Origin of the sequence: Bradyrhizobium sp. SZCCHNS30572, assembly GCF_032484415.1 — a bacterium.
GTDB lineage: Bacteria > Pseudomonadota > Alphaproteobacteria > Rhizobiales > Xanthobacteraceae > Bradyrhizobium.
The window spans coordinates 261435-287353 of sequence record NZ_JAUESY010000012.1; the positions used below are offsets into that span (position 1 = coordinate 261435).

The 25919-nt window shown below is 65.1% G+C and carries 16 protein-coding genes; 3 read left to right on the forward strand and 13 right to left on the reverse strand.

What is annotated here, in order from left to right; genetic code table 11:
• Positions 1 to 2: 2 nt before the first annotated feature.
• From QX048_RS31985 to QX048_RS32040, 12 genes are all read right to left on the reverse strand, one after another.
• Entirely contained in the window at positions 3 to 1004 is a 1002-nt protein-coding gene (locus QX048_RS31985; RefSeq protein ID WP_315825084.1) for a glycosyl transferase, read from the reverse strand.
• Positions 1001 to 2158, reverse strand: coding sequence for a glycosyltransferase family 4 protein (locus QX048_RS31990; RefSeq protein ID WP_315825083.1), 1158 nt, complete (start codon positions 2156 to 2158; stop codon positions 1001 to 1003). The genes QX048_RS31985 and QX048_RS31990 overlap by 4 nt, the downstream gene beginning before the upstream one ends.
• Before the next feature lie 150 nt (positions 2159 to 2308).
• Positions 2309 to 6100 carry a S8 family serine peptidase gene (locus QX048_RS31995; RefSeq protein ID WP_315825082.1) on the reverse strand — a complete coding sequence of 1264 codons (3792 nt, stop codon included), beginning with the start codon at positions 6098 to 6100 and terminating at the stop codon, positions 2309 to 2311.
• Between the two features lie 365 nt (positions 6101 to 6465).
• Positions 6466 to 9357: an NF038122 family metalloprotease gene (locus QX048_RS32000; RefSeq protein ID WP_315825081.1), complete on the reverse strand. Its 2892-nt coding sequence runs from the start codon at positions 9355 to 9357 to the stop codon at positions 6466 to 6468.
• 192 nt (positions 9358 to 9549) lie between these two features.
• A complete protein-coding gene (locus QX048_RS32005; RefSeq protein ID WP_315825080.1) occupies positions 9550 to 11658 on the reverse strand; it encodes a TIGR04372 family glycosyltransferase in 2109 nt (702 codons plus the stop codon).
• The gene (locus QX048_RS32010) at positions 11655 to 12722 is read right to left on the reverse strand and encodes a glycosyltransferase family A protein (RefSeq protein ID WP_315825079.1); all 1068 of its coding nucleotides are present in this window, start codon (positions 12720 to 12722) and stop codon (positions 11655 to 11657) included. The genes QX048_RS32005 and QX048_RS32010 overlap by 4 nt, the downstream gene beginning before the upstream one ends.
• A 42-nt stretch (positions 12723 to 12764) precedes the next feature.
• The gene (locus QX048_RS32015) at positions 12765 to 13514 is read right to left on the reverse strand and encodes an ABC transporter ATP-binding protein (RefSeq protein WP_315712834.1); all 750 of its coding nucleotides are present in this window, start codon (positions 13512 to 13514) and stop codon (positions 12765 to 12767) included.
• A 32-nt stretch (positions 13515 to 13546) separates the two neighbouring features.
• Positions 13547 to 14389, reverse strand: a complete 843-nt coding sequence (locus QX048_RS32020; protein ID WP_315712833.1) for an ABC transporter permease — start codon at positions 14387 to 14389, stop codon at positions 13547 to 13549.
• A 145-nt stretch (positions 14390 to 14534) separates the two neighbouring features.
• A complete protein-coding gene (locus tag QX048_RS32025; RefSeq protein ID WP_315753257.1) occupies positions 14535 to 15800 on the reverse strand; it encodes a class I SAM-dependent methyltransferase in 1266 nt (421 codons plus the stop codon).
• Positions 15801 to 15869: 69 nt separating this feature from the next.
• Positions 15870 to 16610 carry an SDR family oxidoreductase gene (locus QX048_RS32030; RefSeq protein ID WP_315712830.1) on the reverse strand — a complete coding sequence of 247 codons (741 nt, stop codon included), beginning with the start codon at positions 16608 to 16610 and terminating at the stop codon, positions 15870 to 15872.
• The gene (locus QX048_RS32035; protein ID WP_315825078.1) at positions 16607 to 17143 is read right to left on the reverse strand and encodes a WbuC family cupin fold metalloprotein; all 537 of its coding nucleotides are present in this window, start codon (positions 17141 to 17143) and stop codon (positions 16607 to 16609) included. The genes QX048_RS32030 and QX048_RS32035 overlap by 4 nt, the downstream gene beginning before the upstream one ends.
• Complete coding sequence (locus tag QX048_RS32040) at positions 17140 to 18345, reverse strand: class I SAM-dependent methyltransferase (protein ID WP_315825077.1); 1206 nt, start codon at positions 18343 to 18345, stop codon at positions 17140 to 17142. Before QX048_RS32040 ends, QX048_RS32035 begins: the two co-directional genes overlap by 4 nt.
• A 400-nt stretch (positions 18346 to 18745) precedes the next feature.
• On the opposite strand from QX048_RS32040, the gene QX048_RS32045 reads away from it, so the two are divergent.
• Both QX048_RS32045 and QX048_RS32050 read left to right on the forward strand, forming a co-directional pair.
• A complete protein-coding gene (locus tag QX048_RS32045) occupies positions 18746 to 19015 on the forward strand; it encodes a hypothetical protein (RefSeq protein ID WP_315713626.1) in 270 nt (89 codons plus the stop codon).
• Positions 19016 to 19163: 148 nt separating this feature from the next.
• Positions 19164 to 21248, forward strand: a complete 2085-nt coding sequence (locus tag QX048_RS32050) for a TIGR04372 family glycosyltransferase (RefSeq protein WP_315825076.1) — start codon at positions 19164 to 19166, stop codon at positions 21246 to 21248.
• Between the two features lie 87 nt (positions 21249 to 21335).
• Here QX048_RS32050 and QX048_RS32055 read toward each other — a convergent pair whose 3' ends face one another.
• Positions 21336 to 23405 (reverse strand): TIGR04372 family glycosyltransferase, encoded by a 2070-nt coding sequence (locus QX048_RS32055; RefSeq protein WP_315825075.1) that lies wholly within the window; start codon positions 23403 to 23405, stop codon positions 21336 to 21338.
• 566 nt (positions 23406 to 23971) lie between these two features.
• Here QX048_RS32055 and QX048_RS32060 point away from each other — a divergent pair.
• Complete coding sequence (locus QX048_RS32060) at positions 23972 to 25915, forward strand: TIGR04372 family glycosyltransferase (protein ID WP_316191391.1); 1944 nt, start codon at positions 23972 to 23974, stop codon at positions 25913 to 25915.
• Positions 25916 to 25919: the final 4 nt, after the last annotated feature.

The window sequence follows — 25919 nt, forward strand, 5'->3', positions numbered from 1 at the left end:
CTTCAATGGCGCCGCCGCGAGAAGCGGCTCAGCACCCAGGTGACGGCGCCGAGACCGAAGACGAGCAGGATGGCGTCGGCCGTCATGGAACGCTGCGCGACCGAGATGGCTGCGAGCGTCGCAAGCACGACGTTGAGGATGAACACCTCGCTGACGACGCGCCAGACGGTGAAGCCGTTATCGGTGGCCTGTTGATAGAAATGCGTGCGGTGCGCCGCCCAGAACGGCTCGCGCTGTGCCATCCGTCGCAACAGGGTGAAAGTGGCGTCGATCAGATAATACAGCGGCAGCAGCAGCGCCGCTGCGACGTCGCCCTGCCAGGCAAGATGGAGCAGGCCCCAGCCGAGCAGCAGCCCGATCGGCAGGCTGCCGACATCCCCGAGAAAGACCTTTGCGACGGGACGGTTGAAGGGCGCAAAGCCGAGCATGGCGCCACCCAGCGCCGCAGCGATGGCGGTCGCCGGCCAGGGCAGTTCACCGGAGAGGCCAAACAGGACGAGCGTCGCCGTGATCGGCACTGCCTCGGCCACGGTCATCAAATCGAGCCCGTCCATGAAGTTGACGAGGTTGACGAACCACAGGCCGGCGATCAGCAGCAGCGTGCGCTCGACCGCCAGCGGGATCGGAAACAGCCTGAGATCGTCAGGCGCGGTGAATACGACGAGGCCGACGGCCAATCCCTGCAGGACCAGGCGCGGCAGCACCGGGATCGGCCTGATGTCGTCGATCAGGCCGACCAGCGCCAGCATCGGCACGGCGATGAACAGCATCAGCAGCGGCGCGAAACCGGCCACGGAGGCGAACGCGCCGCCGACAACGATCGTGGCGCCGATCACGGCAATGCCGGCCCCCTGCGGCGTCGGGATCTTGTGCGACGAGCGCGCATTCGGCCGCGCCAGCGCGTAGCGTTGGAGCACTGGACGCAACAGCACGATCAGGATGGCGCACATCGCGGCCGCGAGCACGGCGATGGCGGCAAGGACCGCGGTGGGATCGGCGATCATCCGCAGACCTCTGCGGCCGAGATGAGGCGATCATAGAGCGCCACCACCGAACGGCCAATGATCCTGGCCGAGAGCTTGTCCTCGACCAGTTGACGGGCCGCCGCGCCATAACGTGCGCGCATCTCGGGCGACGCCGCCAGCTGCGCCATCGCCTGCGCGAGCGCCGCCGCATCCTCGACCGGCACGGTGAGTCCGGTCTGGTCGTGGATCGCAATCTCGCGGCAGCCGGGTGCATTGGTGGAGATCAGCGGCCGGGCGCAGGCGGCGGCCTCCAGCAGGCTGACCGGAAGTCCTTCGCGATGCGACGGCAGCACGGCGACGTGGCAGCGGCGCCAGAGCTCGGTGATGTCCTTGATCTGGCCGAGCAGGATGATGCCGGGTTCCTTCCGCCAGGCCTCGACCTCCTCGGCCGAGACCGAGGCGGGATTGGCCGGATCGGGCGAGCCGGCGATCAGCAACTGGTCGTCGCGGCCCTGCTGGCGCAGCATGCGGTGCGCGGCGACCAGGGCGCGGACGCCCTTGTCGGTCAGCAGCCGTCCTGCGAAGCCGAAGGTGATCGGCCCGTCCGGTTCTGGCAGCGGCTGGAAGCGGTCGGTGTCGACGCCCGAGCCCGGGATCAGCGTGATCTTGTCGCCCCGGACGCCCATGGCTTGAAGCGCCTCTCGATCGTCGGGATTCTGGACCAGCACGCAGCTCGGTGTCCGGTTCATGAGCTGCGGCAGCAGCCACAGCAGGCCCTGCTTGAGCAGACGCGAGCGCCAGCTCGCCGATGTGAACACATAGCCGAGGCCGGTCATGGCGTTGACGACCGGAGTGGTGCGTCCAAGCGCGGCGAGCGAGCCGAGCACGCTCGACTGCAATCCGGAATGATGCACCACGTCGGGGCTGATCGCAGCCTCGACGGCGCGGATCGCGCGGATCGTGGGCAGGGCTGATGACGGTGACAGCCCGCCGCGTTGGAACGGGATCGGATGCAGCACGAACCGCTCGGCGGCGATCGCGGCGGCGCCGGCATTGACGTTGGTCGCGACATGCACCTCGTAGCCGGCCTCGCGCGCCGCGCGCGCCATCGGCAGGCGATGCATCAGGAAGGCGTAATCCTCGTTGGCCACATAGAGCAGGCGGCGCGGCGAAGCGGAGCGGGGCGGGGGCATCAAACTCACGGTGTAGGATGATCGAAGCGCCGTATAGGGCAAGAGCGGCCCTCGCGCGAGCCGTTATCTGTCCTGCGGCGGGCGGAAACCGCCCGCCGGGCACCCTTCGCCCGCCGAATGGCGGAGACGACGCCTCGAATGCCGCCGGTCTCAGACCAGATGGAAGCTCGACAGATGAGACAGCAGCTCGGCCGTCGACACGTGCTGAATCGTGATGGTGTCGAGTGCCGGATCGGTGATGACGGCGTTGCCCGCGGCGTCGTCATGGATGGCGGCCTGCAGCGTGGACGGGTCCGCGAAGATGCTCTGGCTGAACACGATCTTGTCGGTGCCGACCGCAAAGTCGGCGATGTTCACCTGACCGAAATGCTCAGCGAACACGAAGGTGTCGTGTCCCTGCAGCGACACCGATGAGGATGCCGCGCCGGAGATCGAGGTCCCGGAGATCAGAGTGCCGCCCTGGCCGTCCGCTGCGAAGTGAAAGCTGTCCTGCGACAATGGGCCGACGAAGTGCAGCGACGCGCTGTTGGACCCGTCGCCCAGCGACAGCATTCCGCTCGTCTCGTCGAAATGCATCTGAAGCGATGTGAATGCGATGCTCTTGAGATCGATCTGAGCGGCGGTGCCGCCGAATCCGATGAGATTGCCGCTGAAGGAAGGCGCGGCGAGGACCAGGTCGGTCGCACCCGACGTCGTGGCCGTCTCTGCGCTCGCCGTCACCGAGCTGACGGTCGGGATCCCGATCGTGCCGTCGCCATTCAGATCCTGATGGAAGCTGCTCTCGAGGGCTTCAAGGGACGTCGAGCTGCCGGAAACGGCGCCGATGGCGTTGCCGGTGTAGTTGCCGCTGCTATCGGTGTTCCAGACCGTGTAGAGGTCGGCGCCGGCCATCTTCCAGGCGACCTGATAGCCGCCGCCCGAGACCTCCGCAGCGATCGCCGCCCAGCCGCCGAGCTGGCCGGCAACGATGACGTTGCCGCCGAACATGACCTGCGTTGCGGTGCCTCCCGACACCGGCGCCATCAGGTAGGTCGTGCCCGACAGCGACAGGCTGGTAGACCCGAGCGCTTCGATCACGCTGCCGCTCGGTGTCACGCTTGGGGCGCCGATGGTGCCGTCGCCGTTCAGATCCTGGTGGAAGCTGGGCTCCAGCGCTTCCAGGGCTGCGGAGCTTCCCGCAACCGCGCCGATGACGTTGCCGGTATAGTTGCCGCTGCTGTCGGTGTTCCAGACGGTGTAGAGATCGGCGCCCGCCATTTTCCAGGCGATCTCATAGCCGCTGCCGGACGGCTCCGCGGCGATCGGCGCCCAGCCGCCGAGCTGACCGACGGTCACGATGCTGCCGCCGAACATGATCTGCGGACCAGTGCCGCCGCCGACGGGATTGAGGAAATAGCTCGACCCGGCCAGCACCAGGCTTGTCGATCCCGCGGCCTCGATGACCGTGCTCGGAACGCCGATCGTGCCGTCGCCGTTCAGGTCCTGGTGAAAGTTCGGCTCCAGCGCCTCGAGCGCGCTGCTGGCGCCATTGACCGCGCCGATGGCGTTGCCCGTGTAGTTGCCGCTGCTGTCGACGTTCCAGACGGTGTAGAGGTCGCTGCCCGCCATCTTCCAGGCGATCTGATAGCCGCCGCCGACGGCCTCTGCAGCGATCGGAGTCCAGCCGCCCAGCTGCCCGGGGCTGACGGTGCTGCCGTTGAAGCTGATCTGCGGTCCTGTCCCGCCCGCGACCGGATTGAGGAAATAGCCGTTGCCGGACTGGACCAGGCTCGTGGCCCCCGCGGCCTCGATGACCGTGCTGACAATGCCGATCGTGCCGTCGCCGTTCAAATCCTGATGGAACGCCGTCTCGAATGTTTCGAAAGCGGACGAGCTTCCGGAGACGGCGCCGATCGCGTTGCCGATGTAGTTGCCGCTGCTGTCCACGTTCCAGACGGTGTAGAGATCCTGCCCCTGGAATGTCCAGGCGACTTCGTAGCCGCCGCTTCCATTGGCTTCGACGCCGATCGGCGTCCAGTTGCTGAGCTGGTGAACGACGACGTTGGCGCCGTTGAACCGCAGCGCCACCGATGTGCTCGCACCGATGGTGTTGAGATCGTAGATGACGCCGACCTGGGCGAGGCTGATCGATCCGAGCGCCTCGACGATGGTGTTGGCGAAATAGGGGGCCGATCCGACGGCAGGATTGATCTGGGCGAGACCCGCGCCGGCGACCGCCGGATTGGCCATCGGCACCGCCGTCTGCTGCAGGATCTCCGAGACGTTGGCGTAGCTCAGCGTCGGGTTGGCCGTCAGGATCAAGGCCGCGATCGCGGCAACGCTCGGTGCGGCTGCGGAGGTGCCGTAGAAGTCGGTCATTCCGGTGACGGTCGTCGAGATGTTGTCGATGCCGGAGACCACGACTGGGCTGAGCTGGAGCGGCGTCGTAAGGCGCGTGCCGTCGTTGGCGAACAGGATCTCGGTCCCGGCGCCGGACGATGAAAAGCTTTCCGAGACCGGTGTTGCGCCAAAGGCAGGCGTGTTGGCGGCATCGACGGCTCCGACGGTGATGACCCCCGGGGTCATCGCGTGACCGAAGACAGTTCCGATATTGGCGCCGCTGATGGAGACCGGGAGGCCGTTGCCTGCCAGGATCTCCTTGATCGTCGATGGCGTGGGGCCGGAAACGTCCGCAATGACGATCTGGTAGGTGCCGGAGACCGCGAAATGCAGGCCGATCCACGGGTTCTGATAACTGTTGGGAACGTGTCCGAGATATTGTCCATTCTGGTACACGTTGACCGAGAGATGCGATGCGGCTTGACCCCAAGCCTCGTCCCATTGCACGAGCAGGTTGGCGCCCGCGGTCACGGTGATGGTTTGCGCGATGTTGCCGCCGAAGCTCAGCGCATTGCCATCGTAGTACATTCCTCCGATGCTGCCGGAGATCGAGGTCCACGACGTCTGATAGGCCGTGCTGCCGTTGTTGCCGGCCGACGTCACATAGGTCACGCCCATGGCCTGAACGGTCTGAATGGCCTGGGCGACAACGCCGTTCTGGAAGAACGGCTCGTCCGAATAGCTCACATCGTCGACGATGACCTTGCAGCCGGCATTGGCGAGCGCGATGATGCCGTCGGCGAAGTCCTGTTCGCTCTGGAACGCGGTATAGAAGGCGAGACTGGCGTCAGGCGCAATGTCGTGGATGACCTGCATCATCGCACGGCCTTCGTCCGTCCCGCCCGATGGCATATCCTTGAGGATCTGAATCTTGGAGGCCGAAGGCAAGGCTCCGCTGGCTTCGTCCGCAGCGGCGCCGCCGAGATTGTTGAAGCTGCTGGAGAGGACGCCGATCTTGATGCCGGCTCCCGTCACGCCCGTGGAGTTGCCGCCGAGCGCCTGAACGACCTGGGCGCTGGTCGCACCTTGTGCACTGACCGCCGAGGCGATGGCTTCCGTCACCGCGTCCTGAAGCGACGGCGCGGGCGCGCCGCTCGGTCCGGCCTGCGCTGTCGCGGGCTTTCCGAGGCTGCTGAACGACCATGTCTGCAGCGATGCGCTGGCGCTCGACCACATCTCGACGCTGATCGAGAGGACGAATCCGCTCTCGTTGGTGCTCGGCCCGGCATACGCCGGTTCGACGGAGACGTTGCCCGCAATCGCGGGGGCCGGATGGAAGGACGTCTCGGCGACTTGCCAGGTCGAGCCGGCGACTACCGTCCGAGCCGTTAGCTCGGCCGTCTCCTGGGCCGACGTCTGGGCCCGCGCGCTCACGTCGAAGAGTTGTGCGACCACCGTTGCCTCGCCGTCGCCGTGCGCGAGGAGGCCGGGCGCCTCGCTCGGAGCATCGGCGCTCGGCGCAGGGGGGGCAGGATCGATCTGCCCGGCCGGGCCAAGCGGCGTCTGCGCGATGGCGGAGGCCGGCTTGAATTCGTACTCGGCGGGCGCGGCAGGCTGCTGCACATGCGACTCGTGACGGCCGCCAGCAACAGGATCGAAAATGAGGGACTCGGCAGCTTCTCGCCAACGGTCAGGAATGTCTTCGGTACGGCCAGATTCGTAAAGCATGCATGCAGCGATGGTGATCCTGTCCTCGAGGCCGACAGGCGAAATGGGATTGAAGCATCGCGCAGTGATGCCCCTCGATCTTGTATAAAATGGTACCGAAGAATGGCGGCTCCGGCCATACGTCATTGTTCGATCTGTTCGATCGATTTCAACCCCCGATTGTGTTCGGGGGCGGCAGCTCCGGACAGTCGCGGGGATCGGAGCGTGCGCTGCAGCGAATCGCTCCCGCCAGCCTGCCCCGAAGACCGCTGGCGCGCCGATCAGACCAGGTGGAAGCTGGACAAATGGCTCAGCAGGTCTGCCGTCGTGACGTGCTGGACGGTGATCGTGTCCTGCGCGGCATCGGTGATCACGGCGTTGCCGGCCGCATCGTCGTGAATCGACGCCAGCAGCGCCGCCTGACTTGCGAAAAGGTCGTGGCTGATGACGATCGCGTCGCTGCCCAGATGGAAGTCGGCGACGCTGACCTGGCCGAAATGCTCGGCGAAGACGAAGGTGTCGTGTCCTGCCAGGGAGACGGCCTGCGGAGCGGGGCCGCTCGCCGGACCCGCGGCCGCCGAGATCATCGTGCCGCCCTGGCCGTCATTGGCGAAGCGGAAACTGTCCTGCGACAGCGGTCCGAGGAAATGCAACGAGGTGCTGCTCGCGCCGTCGCTGAGCGACAGCAGCCCGCTGCTGTCGTCGAAATGCGCCTGCAGCGAATGAAAGGCGATGCCGTTGAGGTCGATCTGATCGCCGCTGCTGCCGAACCCGATCAGAGAGCCGCCGAAGCTGCCGGGCACCGTCAGGACCACGTCCGGGCCACCGGCCAGCGTCACGGCTTGCGTGCTCGCCGCGACGTGCGCGGGCACACCGATGGTGCCGTCGCCGTTCAGATCCTGATGAAAGCTGGTCTCCAGCGTCTCCAGCGCCGCCGAGCCGCCCGGAACGGCGCCGATTGCATTGCTGACGTAAGCGCCGCCGCTGTCGGTATTCCAGACCGTGTAGAGGTCGACTCCCGCCATCTTCCAGGCGACCAGGTAGCCGCCGCCGGAGCTCTCTGCGCCGATCGGGTTCCAGCCGCCGAGCTGACCAACGGTAACGACGCTGCCGCCGAACACGATCTGTGGCCCGGTGCCGCCGCCGACCGGATTGAGGAAGTAGGTCGAACCGGATTGCACCAAGCTCGTCGATCCCAGCGCTTCGATCACGGCCGAGGGGATGCCGATCGTGCCATCCCCGTTCAGATCCTGATGGAGGTTCGTCTCCAATGCTTCCAGCGCGCTGTTGTTGCCGTTCACGGCGCCGATCGCGTTGCTCGTATAGGCGCCGCTGCTATCGGTATTCCAGACCGTATACAGGTCCGCGCCCGTCATCTTCCAGGCGATCTGATAGCCGCCACCGACGGTGTCCGCCGCGATCGGCATCCAGCCGCCGAGCTGACCGACGACGAGAACGGAGCCGCCGAACGTGACCTGCGGACCGGTGCCGCCGCCGACCGGGTTCAGATAGTAGCTGGATCCGGATTGGACGAGGCTGGTCGATCCCAGGGCTTCGATGACGGTGGTCGGAATGCCGATCGTGCCGTCGCCGTTCAGGTCCTGGTGGAGGTTGGTTTCCAGCGCTTCCAGCGCACTGTTGGTCCCGCTGACCGCGCCGATTGCATTCGTCGTATAGGCACCGCTGCTGTCGGTATTCCAGACCGTGTAGAGGTCGGCGCCGGCTATCTTCCAGGCGATCTGATAGCCGCTGCCCACGACGTCGGCTGCGATCGGCGTCCAGCCTCCGAGCTGACCGACCACCAGGTTGGCGCCGCCGAACTTGACCTGCGGGCCGGTGCCGCCGCCGACGGGATTGAGGAAATAGCCGTTGCCGGCCTGGACGAGACTCGTCGATCCCACGGCCTCGATGACCGTCGTGGGAATGCCGATCATGCCGTCGCCGTTCAAGTCCTCATGGAACGACGTCTCGAACGCCTCGAATGCAGCCGTGCCTCCCGAGACGGCGCCGATGGCATTGCCGGTGTAGTTGCCGCTGCTGTCGACATTCCACACCGTGTAGAGATCCGCCCCCGACATCTTCCAGGCGACCTGATAGCCGCTGCCGCTGGTCTCGCCCGCGATCGGGGTCCAGCCGCCCATTTGTCCGGGCTGGACGACGCTGCCGCCGAACTTGATCTGCGGTCCGGTACCGCCGCCGACCGGATTGAGGAAGTAGCTCAGTCCGAGCTGCACCAGGCTGGTCGATCCCAGCGCCTCGATCGTCACCGGCGTTGCGGAAACGAGATGGAAGCCGAGCGCGTCCATCTGCTTGAGATCCACGGCCGTCAGCGTCTGCAGCGTGCTGTAGGTGTAGAATTCGTTGAACGGATCGTTGCCGCCCTGCACGCCGCTGTTCAGGAAGTCGCTGGGGTCCGAGGACTGGCCGTAATCCGCGAGCTTCGTATAGCCGCCGTCGACCGAGAAATACGCGGTCCCCGCCGTCGCGCCGCCGGTCATCAGCCGGACGCCCGGGCTGGAGAAGCGGAACAGGTCGAACACGTCCGGCTGCGGCCCGTAGGGCACGCGGCCGAACGCGTGCGTCAATTCGTGCAGCGCCACGCCGACCAGCAGGTTTGAATTGATGTCAGTCGCGAAGGTCGCGCTGCCGTCGTCCGTGGTTGCATCGTTGGCGCCGAGGCCGCCCCACAGCTTCAGCTGCGAATTCCACACCGCGACGTAGGACTGTCCCTGGATGCTGGATCCCGCCGGCAGGGCATTGAAGGTGGTATCGCCTGGGCTGGCATAGTTGATCAGGTTGGACCTGACGCTCGAATAGCTCATCCACTGGCCGCCGTCAGGACCGGCCGCCGCGCCGCCGCCGACGCCGCTATAGTCGATCTTGATGTTGACGGTGATATGATCCGAGATCATCGAGGTGAGGATCGCGGCGGCCTGCTGAATGCCGGCGCGAAAGCTTGCCGGTGCATTCATCGCCGCCGTGTCGAACAGCAGATTGATTGTCAGTCCGCCGGCGCTCACCGCGGTGACCGCGCCGATCCCGCCGAAGTCGCCCTGCGCGAGCTGGGCCTGGACCGCCTCGTCGGGCAGCTCCACGGGATTCGACGGCGGAGGGACCCCCGCGTCGTACGGAGGTGAGGTCGTGACCGACTGTAAGGTGGACACTCCGGGCATTGCCTCAGTTCCGGCTAATCGCATGAGCGGCGCATGGCTCGACCGTATCGACGCGCTGCCGAGCCGAATCGCGACCATCCCAAGTTACAGGGCATCGATCTTGCTCGGAGGTTAACGGGAGCCCCGAAGCACTGGAAAACGACCCGCGATGGCCGTCGCGGGCGTTGATCGAACCGAGGCCGGGTTACGCGTTCAATGCAGCAGCTCGGGCAGACGGTCCAGGAACGCGGGGACCGGTAGCGCAGCACCAAAATTGTAGGGGTTGCTGCTGAGCGCTGCGCGATAGCGATCGAGCTGCGGGCCTCCCTCACCCAGGGATATGCCGGTTCCGTCCAGGCAATCGAGCTTGTAGCGGACGGCTGCCGTGATGTCCTGTGCGGTATTGGGGTGGATTTCGAGCCCGTGACGGGCCAGCACGGCGGTGTCGATCAGCAGCGCCTGCAGCGGCTGGCGGTAGGTCTCTCGCAGCGAGAGGTAGCGCCGTCCACGCCGGTCATAGACCGGCCGCACGGTGAAGTCGGTGCGGTCATGCCAGAACTGGCAGTCGTTGGAGATGCAGTTGACCAGCAGCATCGGCGTTCCCAGCGCCTGCACGGCCGTGGTCAGGCCCGATGTCGTGCCGACGAACAGACGAGCTGCGGCGCAGAGATAGAGGTCCATCTCCGCCGATTTGATGTCGCTGTGCGCGTAGTCGAACACGCCGGCCATGCCGCGCAGCGGCGTCATGCTGCGATCGCCGAGCCTGACCACGGCGCCGCCGCGTGAGGTGATCGCGGCGATGGCGTCCAGGTAGTCGCCGACATTGGCGGAGCGATGCTGGCGCGTGGTGCCGGGTCCGTCGCCATGATAGCCGCCCTCGCGGATGTGCATCGCGACGAACCAGTCCGCGGTGACACCTGCGGCGCGCAACCTGGCAGCCCCGGTGTCCATCAGCTCCGATGGGACCTTCACGATCGGCAGCCGCCGCTGTTCGGCCCAGGCGACCTGCGCGCGCGACGCCGCGTGGGCCCATGGCTCGGCCAGGCCGTCCTGGCCGCGGACGGCGATGAACTGGTCGCCGACCAGCCGCTGATAGGGCAGCAGGTCGTCGACGAGAGCGGGGTCCTCGACGATCGTGACATGCGGCGCGAACAGCCTGAGGAACGGTTGGTTGACCACCTTGCTCGCCGGAGCAAGCAGGACGTAGTTGGCGCGCGGCAGCATGCCGAGCGCGGCCATGCGCAAATGGCAGTCGATGAAGCCGATGTGGCCGATCAGCGTCACCCATTCGTAGCCGAGCAGCCGGACCGGGAGCGCGGGATCGAAGATGCTGCTGGCGCCGGCAATCCGATCGATCAGCGCGCCGGGAATCGACCATTTGGCCGCCAAGGCGTCCTGATGGTCGAGCGCGGCCTGATAGCAGCGGAACGTGTCCTCGTAACGGCCCTGGTGATAGAAGTTCTCGCCGAGCTGGATCAGATTGTCGTAGATCAGGAGCTCGCCGGCATGCTCCAGCTCCCAGGCGCTCGGCGTGTAGGTCGACGGATCATAGCCGCCGGCATAGTTCTGGTGCGCCATCACCGAGCGGGGATCGCGCGCGACCGACGCCCTGAAGCAGGCGGCGGCCCGGACGTGGTCGCCGGCCAAGGCGTGGACGGCGCCGAGCTTGCGCAGCGCGTTGCCGTCGCCGGAGGCCGCAGCCGCTGTCAGGAAATGGGCCGCGACCGGCAGATTGTCGCGATACATGTGGGCGACGCCGACCGCGAAATTGATCGCGAAGCTGTCGATCGTCTCGGGCCGTGGCACGTCGCGCACGATCCGGTCATAGGCGCTGCACAGCGCCAGCGTGGTGAAATAGGCCTGCGCGCCCACACCGGCTCGCGCACGCACGTTGCTGCGGAAGATCAGGTTCAAGATCCGCACCGCACGCAGCGCGCTCGGCTTGCGGCTTGCGGCCAGATGAACCTGCGCGGCGGCGGCCAACGTGGTCGAGGTCGTCAGCGCCAGCAAACGGCCAAGGCGCGATCCCCTTGCCAGTTGCCGGTCCATCAGCCGGAGCAGCGTCGCCCCGGCCGGCGCAACGATGAGCCTGCTGTCGAAGATGTTCGCGGCGCGAGTGGTCAGCGGCAGCAATTGCCGGCGCCGCGCGCTCAGGAACGCGTAGAGACGAAATGCGGATGTCGTCAGCCACGTCCGCGGCGACCAGCGGCTGCGCGGCGCCTGCGGCGATGGTTGCGCCGTCGGCATCGCGCGGATCGGCGCAGGCGCCGCCTTCGCGCCGAGGCGGCGCCGGAGAGAGCCGAAGGGGGCGCGGACCGTCATGGCGCGCGATAGCCGGGCGTGGTGGACAAGATCGCCCGTCGCGTGGCGGCCTGGGCGAGCAGGCGAGACAGCGACATCGGCCGCGTCCGCAAGGTGATCCAAGCCAGCGCAGCAAGGCGGCCGCTTGCGCCGAGGCTCAACATCAGCCCAAGCAGGTGCGTATCGAGCGCATTGCCGTCGAGCAAGGCGGATACGCGCGCTGCCTTGGCCGACGCTGCCGTATCGCCGCCCAGTACCATCCGCGCGGCGCCGAAGCGATTGCGCCGGGCGAACACATCCTCATACCCCTTTGGGAACAGCCTGCTTTGCGCAATCAGCGCGCCGATCTCCGCGAGCTTGGCGTTGAGCGAAGCCGGATCGGTTGCGGTCGCCGTCGAATAGTTCTGGCCGTGAATGCGCCAGTAGCCGAGCGCCTCGGCGATGAAGCAGCAGCCATAGGTCAATGCCAGCCGCCGGGCGAGAAACGCGTCCGAGAACGAGCCGAGCTTGACGTCGAATCCGCCGAGCGCCTGCAAGGCCGTGCGGCGGTAGAGCGAGGTGGTGCCCGAAAAGTAGTTGTCGCCAAAACGCAGCGCGTGGCGAACGTCGGCCGGCGTCAGCATCGCCGATGCGGAAGCCGGCAGCATCACCGGCCGCAGCATCCGTTTTGCGGACGGTCCCTGAGGGCCGATGATCTCGCAGCAGGCGAAGACCAGACCGGCTTCGGGATGGGTGGTCGCCTGCGCCATCGCCTTTTCGAGATAAGCCGGATGCAGCGCATCGTCGGCCCCGAGAAAACCGATCCATTCGGTGTCCGCGATCGCCAGGGCCTCGTTCTGACCGCGCACGACACCCTGGTTGGTCTCGTGGCGGATCAGTCGCCAGCTCGGCCGTTCCGCCACGAAGCGTGAAATGACCGCGATGCTGTCATCCGTCGAGCAGTCGTCGATGATGATGACGCGGTCGGGGGCGCGGGTTTGGTTCGCGATGCTGCCGAGCGACTCGGGCAGGTAGTGGGCGTGGTTGAAGTTCGGGACGACCAGCGTAACGGTCGGGGAGGCAGCGCGGGCGGGCGTCGTGGTCATGGTTCAGCGAGCTTCCTGCCGCATGCTGTCGAGCCCGGCCGCTCAAACCTTGGGCAGCTCTTTCAGAACGTCGTCCAGGGCGCCGAAGGCCCGCACGCGGCCGCCATCGAGATAGAGCCCGAGATTGCAGGTGTCGCGCAGCAGGCCATGATCATGGGTGGCGAGCACGACGATTCCCGAGCGCATCGTGATGTCCTGCAGCCGGCCGTGAGTCTTCTTGCGGAACTGCGCGTCACCGACCGCGATCCACTCGTCCATCAGGATGATGTCGCCGTGAATCGAGGCTGCGATCGAGAACACGAGACGCAGCAGCATGCCCGAGGAATAGGTCCGGATCGGCAGCTCCAGATAGTCGCCGAGCTCGGCAAATTCGGCGATCTCGGGCACGCGCTGCTCGATCTCCTCGGGCGAGAGCCCGAGGATGAGGCCGCGGGTGCGAATGTTCTCGTAGCCCGAGGCCTCTTCGTCCATGCCGAGACCGATGTCGAACATCGGAACGTTACGCCCTACGGTCCGCAGCGAGCCGCGCGTCGGCTCGTAGATGCCGGCGAGCACGCGGATCAGCGTGGTCTTGCCGGCGCCGTTGTGGCCGATCAGGCCGAGCCGGTCGCCCTGCTTCAGGGTGAAGCTGATGTCATCGAGCGCCTGGACGAACTGGAACGAGCCGTCGCTCTTCGAGACCCGGCCGCCGACGCGCGAGGCCGCCTTGATGGCCAGATGCCGGAATGATCGTGCGTTCGGCGGCGCGACCGGAAATTCGATGCCGATTTGCTTGGCTTCAATGAGAGTCATTCGAGGCGGATCCAGAGCTCCCGGCCATGATGTCAGGCCCAATACACGACGCGCGACCGATAGCGCGTGTAGATATAGATCATGGCGGCGGTCAGGACCGCGACCGATCCAATGGCACCGGCCCAGGTCGCAAGGCCGGGAACGTCGCCCATCAGCGGACCGCGCGTGACCGACAAGAGATAGGCGATCGGATTGAGCGTGACGATGAGCTCGCCGCCGCGGATACTCGACGGTTCCCAGATGATCGGAGAGATGAAGAACAGGAGCTGCAGCACCGCCGCCATGACGGGCGGCACGTCGCGATAGCGCACGCAGATCATCGAGACGATCACCGAGGCGCTGACGACGAAGACGTAGACGATCATCAGGCCGAGGATGGCGAGGACCATTCCGAACCCGACCGACCATGGATAGACGAGCCAGATGAACGGGATCACCGCGATGTTGTGCAGGAAGATGATCAGGTTGCGCTGAACCATGCGCATGACATGGATCAGGATCGGCATGTCGACGGCTTTGATCATGCCGCCTGCATTGATCATCGTGTAGCAGGCCTCGCTGAGCGAGGACGAGATGAAGCTCCAGATGGTCATGCTGACCATGAAGTGGGGCAGGTAGGTCTTCATGTCGGCGCCGAGGAAGCGGCCAGCCACCGTGCCCATGATCAGGGCGGTGATCGCGTTGGTGGCTGTGATCCACCACGGGCCCAGCATGGTGCGGCGGTATTTCGATCGGATGTCACCCGCAGCGAGCGCGCGCCAGGTGACGTGACGGGTGATGAAAGGCGCGATGTCCTCGCGGCAGCGCGCCCAGGAGATGCGACGCCGATCCGCAACCACGAACCGCTCGACCTGTCCATCGGTCAGGGTGGTCATCCTTGTACCTCGCGAGAGCCGTAAGTGTTTGTCTTACCAGCTGAATGCGGTTGGACCCCCGCCGCGCCGGCGGCCCATCGCCGGGGCTTGCTGGACCATGTTACGAGGGCACTGTCAACCGGTCAGCTCAGGCCGCCGCCGCGGCTCAGATCGCGACCGAGCCCGAGGCGTCGACGATCCGCGGCTCCGGCAGCGGCACCAGGAATCGACCGCCTGCGTCCAGGTAGGCCTGGTTGCGCTTCAGGATCGGGTCCGCATAGATCCAGGCGAGGACGACGACGATGTCGGGCTTTCGCGTCGCGAGCTCGCTGGAGGGCAGCACGGGGATGTGGGCGCCCGGGCTGAAGCGGCCGTGCTTGAGCTGGTTGTCGTCGACGATGAACTTGATCCGGTTCTCCAGCTCGAAATGGTAGAGCAGGGTGGTGGTGGTGGTCGAGGCGCCGTAGGCCGCGACCAGCTTGCCCGCGGCGATGGCCTCGTCGAGAGTAGCGAGCACCCGGCGCTTGCAGTTCTCGATGGCGACGAACCAGTCACGGTAGATCTGCGGCTTGGTGACGCCGCGCCGTTCCTCCTCGGCGATCAGCGTCGACAGCTCCGCGGAGCGCGGCCGCTTGCCGGTCGATTTCGGCTGCGCAAAGGCGCGGATCGAGCCGCCCTTGGTGCCGGTGCGTTCGACGTGGAACAGCGTCATGTCGTGCCGGTTCAGGAAGGTCTCGAGCGGGATCAGCGCGTGATGCGAGACGTGCTCGTGGTAGATCGTGTCGAACACCATGTTGTCGATCATGTCGACGATGTAGGAGACCTCGAACACGAAGGCGCCGTCGTCGGCGAGCAGGAGGCGGATGCCCTTCACGACGTCGGACATGTTGTCGATATGCGCAAACACGTTGTTGGCGCAGAACAGCTTGGCTTCGCCCTGCTCCGACTTGATGCGGGCCGCCAGCGCGCTGGTGAAGAAATCCGGGATCGTCGGCACGCCTTCCTTGGTGGCGGTCGCCGCGATGTCGCGGGCGGGGTCGATGCCCTGCACGCGCATGCCCTCGTTCTTGAACGCCTTGAGCAGCGAGCCGTCATTGCTGCCCATCTCGGCGACCAGGCTGCCCTTGGGGATGGCGAGCGAGGACACCACCGATTGCGCATAGCGCTTGAAATGCTCGACGAGGCCGAGCGAGACCGAGGTGCGGTAGGTGTAGTCGCGGAACAGGATGTCGGGATCGACGACGTCGAGATTCTGCAGATGGCCGCAGTCGAGGCAAAGATAGCAGTCGAGCGGGTAGAGGTCCTGCTTCTCGCCCAGCCGGTCCGCCGTCACGAACGCGTCGCCGATCGCCGAAGGCCTGATCGGCAGCACGTGATCGAGCGAGGTCGAGCCGCAAAGGCGGCAATCGGTCTTGTGCTTGACGTGCTGCATGAGGTGTCGATCCTGGGTTGGCGATCCCGCAGGCGGGACGGTCGGCCGAAGAGGAATTTGCGGCGGGTTTTACAGGCCGGCGAAGCTCTTGGCGACCTCTTCTTGCCAGACTGTGGACACTCCGCCATCCAGAAACAGGCTCTGCCCGTTGATGAACGAAGCGCGCGGGCTGCAGAGGAAGTCGAGGGCGTCGGCGCATTCCTCGGCCGTCCCGAGCCGGCCCAGCGGGACCAGCTTGCGGTAGGTCTCCATCAGCTTCTCGTTCTGCTCATAGAAGATGCGCGATTCGCGCTTCAGATAGGTCAGCGGCATGATCGCGTTGACGCGGATGCCGCGCCGGCCGAGCGTCGCGGCGTAATGCCGGACCATGGCGTTGAGGCCGCCCTTCACGACATGGTAGCCGACCGGCTGCGAACTGCCGACGAATTCGGCATAGACCGAGCTGACCACGCCGATGGCGCGGTCGCCATCGTCAGCGAAATGGCCGGAAAAGCCCTCGATCAGGTCGCGCGAGGCGGTCAGGCCGACCTGGATTTCCCCGGCCCAGGGATCGCCCTGGCCGCGAAAGCGCTGGCTCAGGACGAGGTAGCGGACCGGGCCGTTGGCCTCGGCGATCTCACCCCAGAGCCCGGCAAAGCTCTCGCTGCGCTCGAGATCGGCGGAAAAATGCTTCAAGCCGGGCTGATCGGGAAAATCGGCCGGGCGCTGCCGCGACACGACGCTGACGGCGCAGCCGCGCGCCAGGAAGCGTTCGACGACCACGCGGCCGAGGCCGCGGGTGCCGCCGACCACGACGGCATGGCTGGTCATGCGGCAACGCCCTGCCGTGCGGCGACACGCCGGACGAGATCGGCCTGATAGGCCTCGGCCCCGGCGGCGTCGCTGTCCTCGGGCGCGAAGTCGGCGAACACGCTGGCGCCGGGGCGGAACGGGCCGTTGGTGATCTCGTGCACGATCAGCAGGTCGCTGCGGATGATCAGGGTGTGGAAGAACGCGTTCGACATCCGGTAGTAAAACGGCCGCGCACCGCCCGGCGGCCCCAATTCGACGACACGCTCGATCTGGCCGTCATCGTCGAACACCACGATATCGACCTCGCCCTCGATGATGTGGAACGCCTCGCTCTTGCCCGGGTGCTTGTGCGGCCGGATGTAGGAGCTGGAATCGATCGCGATGATCATTTCATGCAGGCTGTCATCGCCGTCCGGATGGGCGTTGATGCGGGCCCGCCGCTTCGGGCTGGCCTTCACCGCGGCCTTCAGGGTGTTGATCTCGGCCGCGCCCACCGATGAAATGGGGCCCTCGGCCAGGAATACCTCGGGGGATTTCTGGACGAGCGTCATGCGTGATCCCTCATGATCGAATTGTCGAGCGCCGCGTAGATCGAGCGGAATTCCACGCCCCTGGCAGCGAGCGGCGCGAGCTTTTCACGCACCTTGCCCTCGATATGCGGTGCGATCGCAAACAGGCAGAGCCTGATCCGCTCGTCATCCAGCAGCCGCTGGGAGCCTACCACAGGTGTACGGAAGCCGGGGGGGAAAAAGCCTGTCTTGTCCGCATCATCGTCGACGGCCACCGCGATCAGGTCGGCCAGGCCGAAGGCGTTGACGAACATGATGGCGTGATGGCCGATGCCGAACAGCGCGATCCGGTCGCGGTCGGGACCGGCCAGGTCCGTCAGCTTGCTGCGCAGTCGCGCGCGGGCGGGGGCGAAATTGTCACGATAGACCTGGAACAGGCTGGAAGGTCCGCGGGGCTTCACCGGAGTGGCGGGAATATCGGCCGGGGTGAGGACGGCGACCAGGGCATCTTCCAGGGCGCCCGGATAGCGAAGCAGGGCCAGAACGCGATAGCCGCTCACCTCAGCCAGGCGCCGCAGCGTGTCCTCGACGAAGTAGCAGCTATGCTCCTCCCACAGGAAGCAGTAGTCGCGCGCCGCGAGGAACTTGCTGCTGTCGGGGACTTCGATCAGCAGCAGGCCATCGGGATTTAGAAGAACCCTGAGCGCTTGCAGCGCCTGCACCGGCTCCGGCGTGTGCTCGAGGATGTAGCGGCACGATACGATGTCGAAAGTGCCAAGCTGCGTCGCTTCTGCAGCCAGCCGGTCGGCACGGAGGGTGGCCTGCCAGGTTTCCAGATAGGGATAGCGCCCCGGAGCGCCGGCGGCGCCGAGCGCAAGGGCGCTCGCGGTGAGCCCGCGGGCCTGCAACCTGCCCAGCAGGGGCCCCTCGAACGGACCGGTCCCAAGGGCGGTGCCGGCCCGCGGCTTCAACGACAGCAGTTCTCCGACCAGGGCGTCGAGATGGCCTTCCGGCTCCCGGTAGCGGATCCATGGCACCTCGGGAACAAGCACGTCTGGCGGTGGAGGCTCGCGGAGCTGGACGAGCTGACACGTGTCGCACGCGACGATGTCGAGGGTTATCCGAAGCTGGACATGGCTCTCACGCGCGAACCGGTTGCAGACCGGGAGCTCACCAAGCGGGAGCTCCTGCGGGGAGATCGGCTGACCGCACAATCGGCAGCCGGATCGTGGTCGGGTGGACATGGCTCGGCTGGATCGCTCGATCAATGGACACGCTCAGGCTCGCCGCTGCGTCCAGCGCGCCGGCTGCTATGGATGTTGCCATCTGGAGGCAACCTCCATAGCAGTGTAATCGGGAACATGACAACGTAAAATGTTCGGCTTGGCACAGACCCTGGAACTCGCGTCATTTGTGATGGTTCGCGTTACTATTGCTCTTTGAGCGCTCGCATCACTCCTTCTCGGTTCAACCGACGAATCAGTGTCAAGAACGCCAGTAGATATTTGTTCTACAGTAGCGGGGATTGTGCGACTGGGCAGTCTTCCAGCGAAGATGCTACACATGATGACCAGGGGCTTTGGCGGCTATTGTTCCGCCGCATGAGATCTAACGTTGGTAAGAGGGGGCGCCTGCGTGAAGGATATGGTTCTCGTTTTACGATCGATCTTGCGCACCGTCTGCGTGAGCACGGTCCTCTTCTGTGTTCTTCTTGCGGTCGGCGCAGGGCTCCTCAACGCCTTGCTTGCGGGATTTGTGGCTTTCGTATTCATCTCGCTGGGAATCGGCCGGCTCGCGCTCGAGCGGCTGGCTCTGTGGTCGACAATTCTGCTGATTGTCGACAGGGCAGGGCTGTTGCCGGTCACCGAGTGGGTTCATGGGATCATCATACTCATTGGTCGTGGGTTGGCTTGACAGCCCGATAGGCATGCGGCGTGTATTGCTGAAGCCAATTCGAGACAGGCGACAAACGGCATAGCCTTCTCCTGGTCTGCCGCAGGGCGGTCTGGATGTTCGAGAACGGGGGCCTGGCCGTGAGCCGAAGACGGATTTGGGGTAGCCGATGCAGCGCTTCAAGGAGCCGCTAGTTCTGCAGAGCCCAGTGCGCAGACGCGGATTCCTTGAGCTGTTCAACGCACTGGAGACTCTGCCAGCCGAATCGGCCCGTTGGGGAGAGCGGTCTCTGCTGGGGCCGCAGCGATGGGCGCGCATCCTGATCGTCGGGACTGCCAAGCTGCTGCGCCTGCTGCCGCCGCGGCTGGCCTTCCTGATCCTCGCCTTGTTCGAGATCGGAGACCTTCGCGATCGCCGCCTGCTGCAAAGAGCCTATCAGGTCTACTGCGCGTCTCTGCTGGCGAAGGATCCGGACCTGCGGTTTTCGGGATTGCTCGGACGGTGCTTTCCAATGCTGTCAGCGGAACTGCTGCTTCGGATCGGGGCCGATTGGGAAGCCTATGATCTGGTCCTCCAGGATCAACTCGCAGCCCGCTCGCCGGAACTGGCGAACATGATGATTCGCGCGCTCTTCGAGCTCGGGGAGTTCGACAAGGCCTATCGGCTGGCCTCCCAGCTGGATCTGAGGGCAAGGTCGGAATCGGAGATACATCTCACCTTTCTCAAGGGCATGCTCGAGATCATGGTCGGCAACGAGGCCCGCGCGGTCGAATGCATGTCGGACGCATGCCGTGGTATTCCCGACTACATGCGTCCTCATCAGAACATGGCGTCGCGGCCGGCGCGAAACTATCATCCCAACCCTCTTGATTTCGCCTGCGGCGCCGCGGGCAGGCTGTTCGATCTCTGCAACTTCAGCGGCCAGCGCGTGACTCATGTCGGCTCTGGCGACATCGGCATCGGTCTGTTCACGAGAGCGCTTGCGGCGCAGTCGGAGCTCGGCGAGGCGGCGCCAGCCGTATCAGCGGAGGCCAGCCACCTGTTGCGCAGGTTGGGAATTCCATTGGAGCAATTGCGGGTCCTTCCCGAGGAATGGACGACCCAGATCGGTCACCTCGGCATGCTGGACATCCTGTTCCGAATGCGCGACCTGGGGTGGTGGTCGGGAAGACCGCTGATCGTCGTCCGTCCGAACTGCGTGGCCAACAGGGCGTTTCTTCGGCTGTTCGAAAGGTTCGCCGATGTCGTCGTGATCGGGGAAACCGTCTCTCACGCGCTCGGCGAAGAGCTGCTGTCGCTGCAGCGTTGGTACGGCATGAACTTCAATGTGTTTCGACTGCCGAACGGCGACGTGGTGCCGTGGCAGGAAGCCGGGGCGCTTGCCATCCTGCAGTGGGAGCGGGATGGCCGCGGGCATCCCTTGCGCGACGAGTACGACCGCATCTACGAGGCGGCGCCGAAATTGCAGGACGACTATCGGCGGATGCGCGAATCCTGGGGCATGAAGCCGGACGACTGGTACGTGTGCCTGCACACCCGCGACGGTTCCCATTATTCCGAGGTCGACGGCACCGGCCAGACCCATCGCAATGCGCCGATCGAGACCTACCTCGATGCGATCCACGCGGTCACCCGCAGGGGCGGCTGGGTGATCAAGCTCGGTGGTCCAAATTCACCCGGACTTCCGCCGCTCGACCGTGCAATCGATTATGCTCAGAGCAAGTTCAGATCCGAACTGATGGACATCTGCCTCATCCGGAATGCCAAAGCCTTCATTGGCACGACTTCAGGGTTGACGAATGTCGCGATCAGCTTCGGCATTCCAAGTGCCCTCGTGAATTGCATCACCACGGATCCGCAATTGTGGAACAGCGCTGTTCGGTTTGCGCTGAAGCCGGTGCGTCTCGCCGACGGAAAGATGCTGACCCAGACGCAGCTCACCTCGCCGCCTTGGCGCTGGCGCCTGTTCGACGCCTGCGTTCTCAGCCGCAACGGAGCGCAGCCGTTGAACAACACGTCAGACGAAATCCTCGCGGTCGTCGAAGAGGTCGTCGATCTCGCTTGCGGACATGCGGCCGACACAGCCTCGCAGCAACTCTTGTCGCTCTGGAGGGAGCAGCTTGTGCCGCCTCACTATTACGGCGGCGGCACGATCAGTGCCCACTATCTCGCGAAGTACGAAAGCGCATTCTTGGTGCCTGGAGCGGCCCCGCAGAGGAGCCTTCCCGAGGTCGCCAGGGCGCGACAACGTTAGTCCGACAGCACGGCCCTACTGTTCGCGGCCGACGTCCTCAGGTGCGCGCCAGGTCCGGGCGGCATCGCTTGATGCATCGCGCTGTCCTCACGGTTCTCTCAGCAGGTCCTGAGCGTATTTCTCGAGGAAATACCTGCTCGGCCGTGAACTGCCGAAGAAGCCCGGCACCTGGACGTGACGCTCCCATTTGCCGTCCACGCCGGGGGCGGGTCCTTTCCGCCGGGGATCGGAGATTTCGAGCACCTCGCGCACGGCTTCCAGGATTTCGTCCGAGCTGCTCTCGCTCACGACGAGTTTGGCACGCGCCATGGATTCATGGGTAGGGTAAGCCCAGCGATACTCTTCCGAGGTCCATTCGCGCAGCGAAAGCATCTGGCCATCCGCCCTGTGCACGGGCTTGAGCGCGAAGCGGGTGTCCGTCGACCACAGCAGGCCGATCGAGCTCAATGCATTGACCATCGCAGTCGGGATGCCGAAGCTGCTTGCCACATAGGCGAAGCCGGAGGTCGTGCCGATGAACATGCGGGCACGGCGCATCAAGTGAATGTCCATCTCCGGAAACGCGTCGTCGCTGCGGGCGTAGTCCACCACGCGTTCCATTTGCGGGAACGGCGGCACCTTGCGACCGCCCATCCGGACAACCCATCCGCCGCATTCGGTGATGTGGCGGACGGCATCGAGATAGCTCGCGAGCGACGCGTTGCGGATGGATTCGCCGACGCCTTCGGTATCATTCCGGGTCTGGGCATCCCGCACGTGCAGGCAGACGAACCAGTCGCCGTCCGCCATGCCCCACTTGCGCCGGTAGTCTTGGTACGTCTGCTCGACGCGGTTGTCGGAAAGCAGGCGGCGGTCGTAGATGTCGCGCAGCGGAAAGCTTCGCTGCCGGCTCTCCCATTGCTTGAGCGCGAGTGAGCCCGCATCGTTCCAGTACACCGCGCGTCCGTCCTCGAAGCGGAATGCCTGGTGGGAGTCGCCGATGAACGGGGTGAGGCTGGCGAGTTCGTGCCAGACTCCGGCCGTGACGTTCTCCCCCAGGGTGAGCGTCGGACAGATCTCCGAGAACAGCGATAGGAACGGCTTGTTGGCGATCCGGTCCTTGTAGGCCAGGAGCAGCGGCTGGCCCTGCCACCACCCCATCTCGCGCATCATCAGATGAACGTTGAGATGGCCGTTATGGCCGATCAACGCGCTCCAGTCCGGCGAGAGCAGCCTGACGTCCGACAGATCGGTGTCGAGCTTCTTGAGAAGGGCCTTGAGCTCGGGGCTGGGCGCGGGAAGATGACGGCGCAACCGCTTCTGTGTCTCCGTCAGCTTGGTGTAGACCTGCGGGACATGGAAGCCCTCGCCGCTGTGATATGTCGTCAGCAGCAGGTGGCGATAGGCGTAGAACAGGTTGATCTCCGACAACACCTTGCGCTGCGGATGATCGGCGGGAAAGCGCTCCCAGTATTGGCCGCGGTCCTCGCGTGCGGCGAGGATATCGTCGTGCCGGGGGAGACCGAGCTGAGTGACGAGGGTCTCGATCAGCTCCTTGTCGCAGAAGAAGTCGGGAACATAGCGGTCGAGCGGGGCTTCGAACGGCTCGGGGTCGCCGTCTCGGCGCGCATCGTATTGCCGTCCTTCGAAGGACGTCTGCTCGAAACGAAAATTCCGGTGCTCCAGCATGATCTTGATCAGCTCGGCAAACCGGCGCAGGTCCTGCGGACGAAGCGCGGTCCAATTGATGGTGTGGGCCTGCGCCAGCAGCTCCATGAAGTAGCCGGATGTCAGCTTTTTCGTCAGCTTGCCGATCGCCTCCATGAACTCGTCATCGACCCGGTCCCAGTCGATTCTGGGAAACAGCTCCAGAACGCGCTTCTCCTTCTCGCACATGAGAAGGAAGAGGATCAGCTCGTTGCAGTACTGACCCGAGTGGCCGCGGGTGAGCACCCATTGCATCTCTTTTTCGATGTCGGGACCGCAGAAATAGCGGAATTGCCGGTCAAACTCGTTCCGGTGTGCATAGCGGTGGAAGACGAGCGCCACCATGAAGGCCTGTCTGAAGGTCAACAGGGCGAAGATCAGGTCCTTCAACGATTCCGCCCGTTCCTGCCCGGCTGCATTCAGAAACCAGCCGATCGCCCTCGCGGCACGGCCGGCGAGGTTCGACTTCAACGCCTGGACCCGACTGCGTTGGCGTGGCGCGGGATGCCCGGCTGGATTTGAGTGGACGGACTCGACGAACATTTCCAAGGCCCCATGACGAAAGCGAAGGTCTCACCGGCGCACTGCTTCGGCAGCACAACCGCCCGGCATTGAAACAGGCCTGCCAGCTTTCCGGACTGGACAGGGATCGCGCCCAAGCGTGGCACGAGCATAGAGCGCGCGTGGGTTGGCCGCCAGTCCAGGCGCTCGCCGCCCGTCAGGAGAGGGGGACCTGAGCGGACCACCGCCAGCGACACGCGAGGACGGCGGCTTTCCGACGGGAGGTGGCGGCTTCTTTCGCCCGATTCGGGTTGATCGGGTCGGGCCTTCACAGTAATCGTTGCCTGCTGTTTCCGAGGTTGCGCCGGAGGTGCGGTTTGCCGCTCGACACCATTTCGACCGAGGGCCGGCCCGTCGGCAGCGCTCCGGTCCACGACCTGACTCGCGCGGAACGTACATTCGGCCGATATTATCCTCTGTTGCGCCTTCTCGCGCGGCTTCCGGGTCGGCATTTTCTGCGCAATCTGGCATTCACGGTGTTGCCGTTCAGGGCGAGATTTTGGCTGACGGTACAATTCCGCCACTTCTTCCAGCATCCGGGCCTGGACCGCCACTTCGTCTTTTTCTGCGGTCCCTTCCTGGGCCGGCACCTGCCCTGGATCTTCAACAGCTCTGTTTGGGAGCGCTACCCGAACGAGGTTGCATTCTATCTTCTACTCGCGGGATACCGGAAAGAAGCGCTGCCGCTGTTCCGCCGGTTGAGGTGGGACGGGGAGCGCCCGATCGCCGAGCTCGCCTTGCACGGAACGGGCGTCGTCGGTGACGGCTACTCGATGGATCTGCTGACGCAGATTCATTTTCTCGACTGGCAGCAGGTTGCCGAGCGGTCGCCGGCGATGCGGACCTTCGTCCGGATGATGTTGGAGCATCGCAACTTTCAATATGAGGAACGGGCTTTTCGCGGGCGTGTCGAGTTCGATCACGTTCCGAGGGACGTCCCGGTCGAGCAATTCATTCCTTATTTCTTCCGCGACCGCGAGGTGATCGTTCGCCTGATGCAGGAACTCGGTCTCGTCGATTCGACGGGCGTCCTTCGAAAGCTGGACGCGTCCGGGCAGTACTGGGAAAGCCTTCCCAGATATCTGCCCGACCGCATGGTCTGTCTCGACATCTACCTGTTCTATGCTTATCGCGAACTCCTGCTGAGGACTTACCACAACGGGGAAGGAGACAAGGTTCCTCTCGTGTACAGCCGCGGTCTGGACACGCAGCGTCGCCTTCGCCGTCAGCTTCCGAAGCCGTCCGCCGAGCTGAAGCGCGTGCTCGACGGGGTCGGTGCCGAGCTCGGCGATGTCAGATTGCTCTCACCCGATTGGAGCGCGCTGATCGGTCACAATGGTCATCTGAACGTGCACCTGATGATGCGGAGCATGGGGTGGTGGAAGGGACAGCCGGTCCTGCTCGCCTACAAGGATCGGATCGCCAACAAGCCTTTCCTGTCGCTGTTTTCCGAGATTTGTCCGACGCTCACCCTGGGTGAGAACGTTTCTCCCGGTGTCTGGTACGAGCTCGCCAGCCTGACGCCTTTCCTAGGTGACTCGCATCAGGCGTTCCAGTTCGAGGATGGCCGGACGATGTACTGGAACGATGCCGGCGCGATGGCACTCCAGCAGTGGGAGCGCGAAGGCAGGGGTTTCCCGTTGCGCGACATCTATGACGCGCGCATGCAGGCGGACGACAGGACCGAGCTGCTGTACCAGTCGCTGCGTCGGAAATGGGGGCTTGCGCCCGGTGATTGGTTCGTGTGCCTGCACATGCGCGACGCCGAGGCGCGCGGCGAGACCCTCGGCACGGGCGAGTCGATCCGCAGTGCCACCATCGGCAACTATCTCGAGACCGTCCGCTACATCGCCCAGCAGGGCGGTTGGGTGATCCGCATGGGCGGACGCAAGGCGCCGCCGCTGCCGGATATGCCGCGCGTGGTCGACTACGCGAGAAGCGAGGATCAGGTGGCGGAGATGGACATCCACCTGATGCGCCGCGCCCGCATGTTCATCGGCACGACCTCGGGCTTCGCCTATGTCGCGACCAGCTTCGGCATCCCGACCGCGATGGTGAACGCGCTGAGCTCCGTCGGCCTGTTATGGTCGAAGGATACGCGCTTCTCGCTCAAGCCCGTGCATACGCGCGAGGGGCGCATGCTGTCATTGAGCGACGTCACCTCCGAGACCTGGCGCTGGACGTTTCCGACCTATGAGACGGTCAAGGCTGCCGGCCTCACGGTCGGCGAGAGCTCGGCCGACGAGATCCTGGAGACCACCCGGGAGGTGCTGGATCTGTCCTCCGGGGCGCCGCCCGTCATCCCGCCGGTCGACGATGCCTGGGAAAAATGTGTGAACATCCAGGGATTCTTCGGCAATTCACGGCCGTCCCGCTATTTCCTGGACAAATATGCGGCGTCTCTGCTCGATCGCTCCTGAAACG

Excerpts from the sequence above, each read along its gene's own strand:
- QX048_RS32025 (WP_315753257.1), bottom strand. The coding sequence starts at position 15,800 with ATGCAGCACGTCAAGCACAAGACCGATTGCCGCCTTTGCGGCTCGACC.
- QX048_RS32030 (WP_315712830.1), bottom strand. The coding sequence starts at position 16,610 with ATGACCAGCCATGCCGTCGTGGTCGGCGGCACCCGCGGCCTCGGCCGC.
- QX048_RS32005 (WP_315825080.1), bottom strand. The coding sequence starts at position 11,658 with ATGACGGTCCGCGCCCCCTTCGGCTCTCTCCGGCGCCGCCTCGGCGCG.
- QX048_RS32000 (WP_315825081.1), bottom strand. The coding sequence starts at position 9,357 with ATGCCCGGAGTGTCCACCTTACAGTCGGTCACGACCTCACCTCCGTAC.
- QX048_RS32010 (WP_315825079.1), bottom strand. The coding sequence starts at position 12,722 with ATGACCACGACGCCCGCCCGCGCTGCCTCCCCGACCGTTACGCTGGTC.
- QX048_RS32045 (WP_315713626.1), top strand. The coding sequence starts at position 18,746 with ATGGTTCTCGTTTTACGATCGATCTTGCGCACCGTCTGCGTGAGCACG.
- QX048_RS32035 (WP_315825078.1), bottom strand. The coding sequence starts at position 17,143 with ATGACGCTCGTCCAGAAATCCCCCGAGGTATTCCTGGCCGAGGGCCCC.
- QX048_RS31985 (WP_315825084.1), bottom strand. The coding sequence starts at position 1,004 with ATGATCGCCGATCCCACCGCGGTCCTTGCCGCCATCGCCGTGCTCGCG.
- QX048_RS32020 (WP_315712833.1), bottom strand. The coding sequence starts at position 14,389 with ATGACCACCCTGACCGATGGACAGGTCGAGCGGTTCGTGGTTGCGGAT.
- QX048_RS32040 (WP_315825077.1), bottom strand. The coding sequence starts at position 18,345 with ATGTCCACCCGACCACGATCCGGCTGCCGATTGTGCGGTCAGCCGATC.
- QX048_RS32050 (WP_315825076.1), top strand. The coding sequence starts at position 19,164 with ATGCAGCGCTTCAAGGAGCCGCTAGTTCTGCAGAGCCCAGTGCGCAGA.
- QX048_RS31990 (WP_315825083.1), bottom strand. The coding sequence starts at position 2,158 with ATGCCCCCGCCCCGCTCCGCTTCGCCGCGCCGCCTGCTCTATGTGGCC.
- QX048_RS32015 (WP_315712834.1), bottom strand. The coding sequence starts at position 13,514 with ATGACTCTCATTGAAGCCAAGCAAATCGGCATCGAATTTCCGGTCGCG.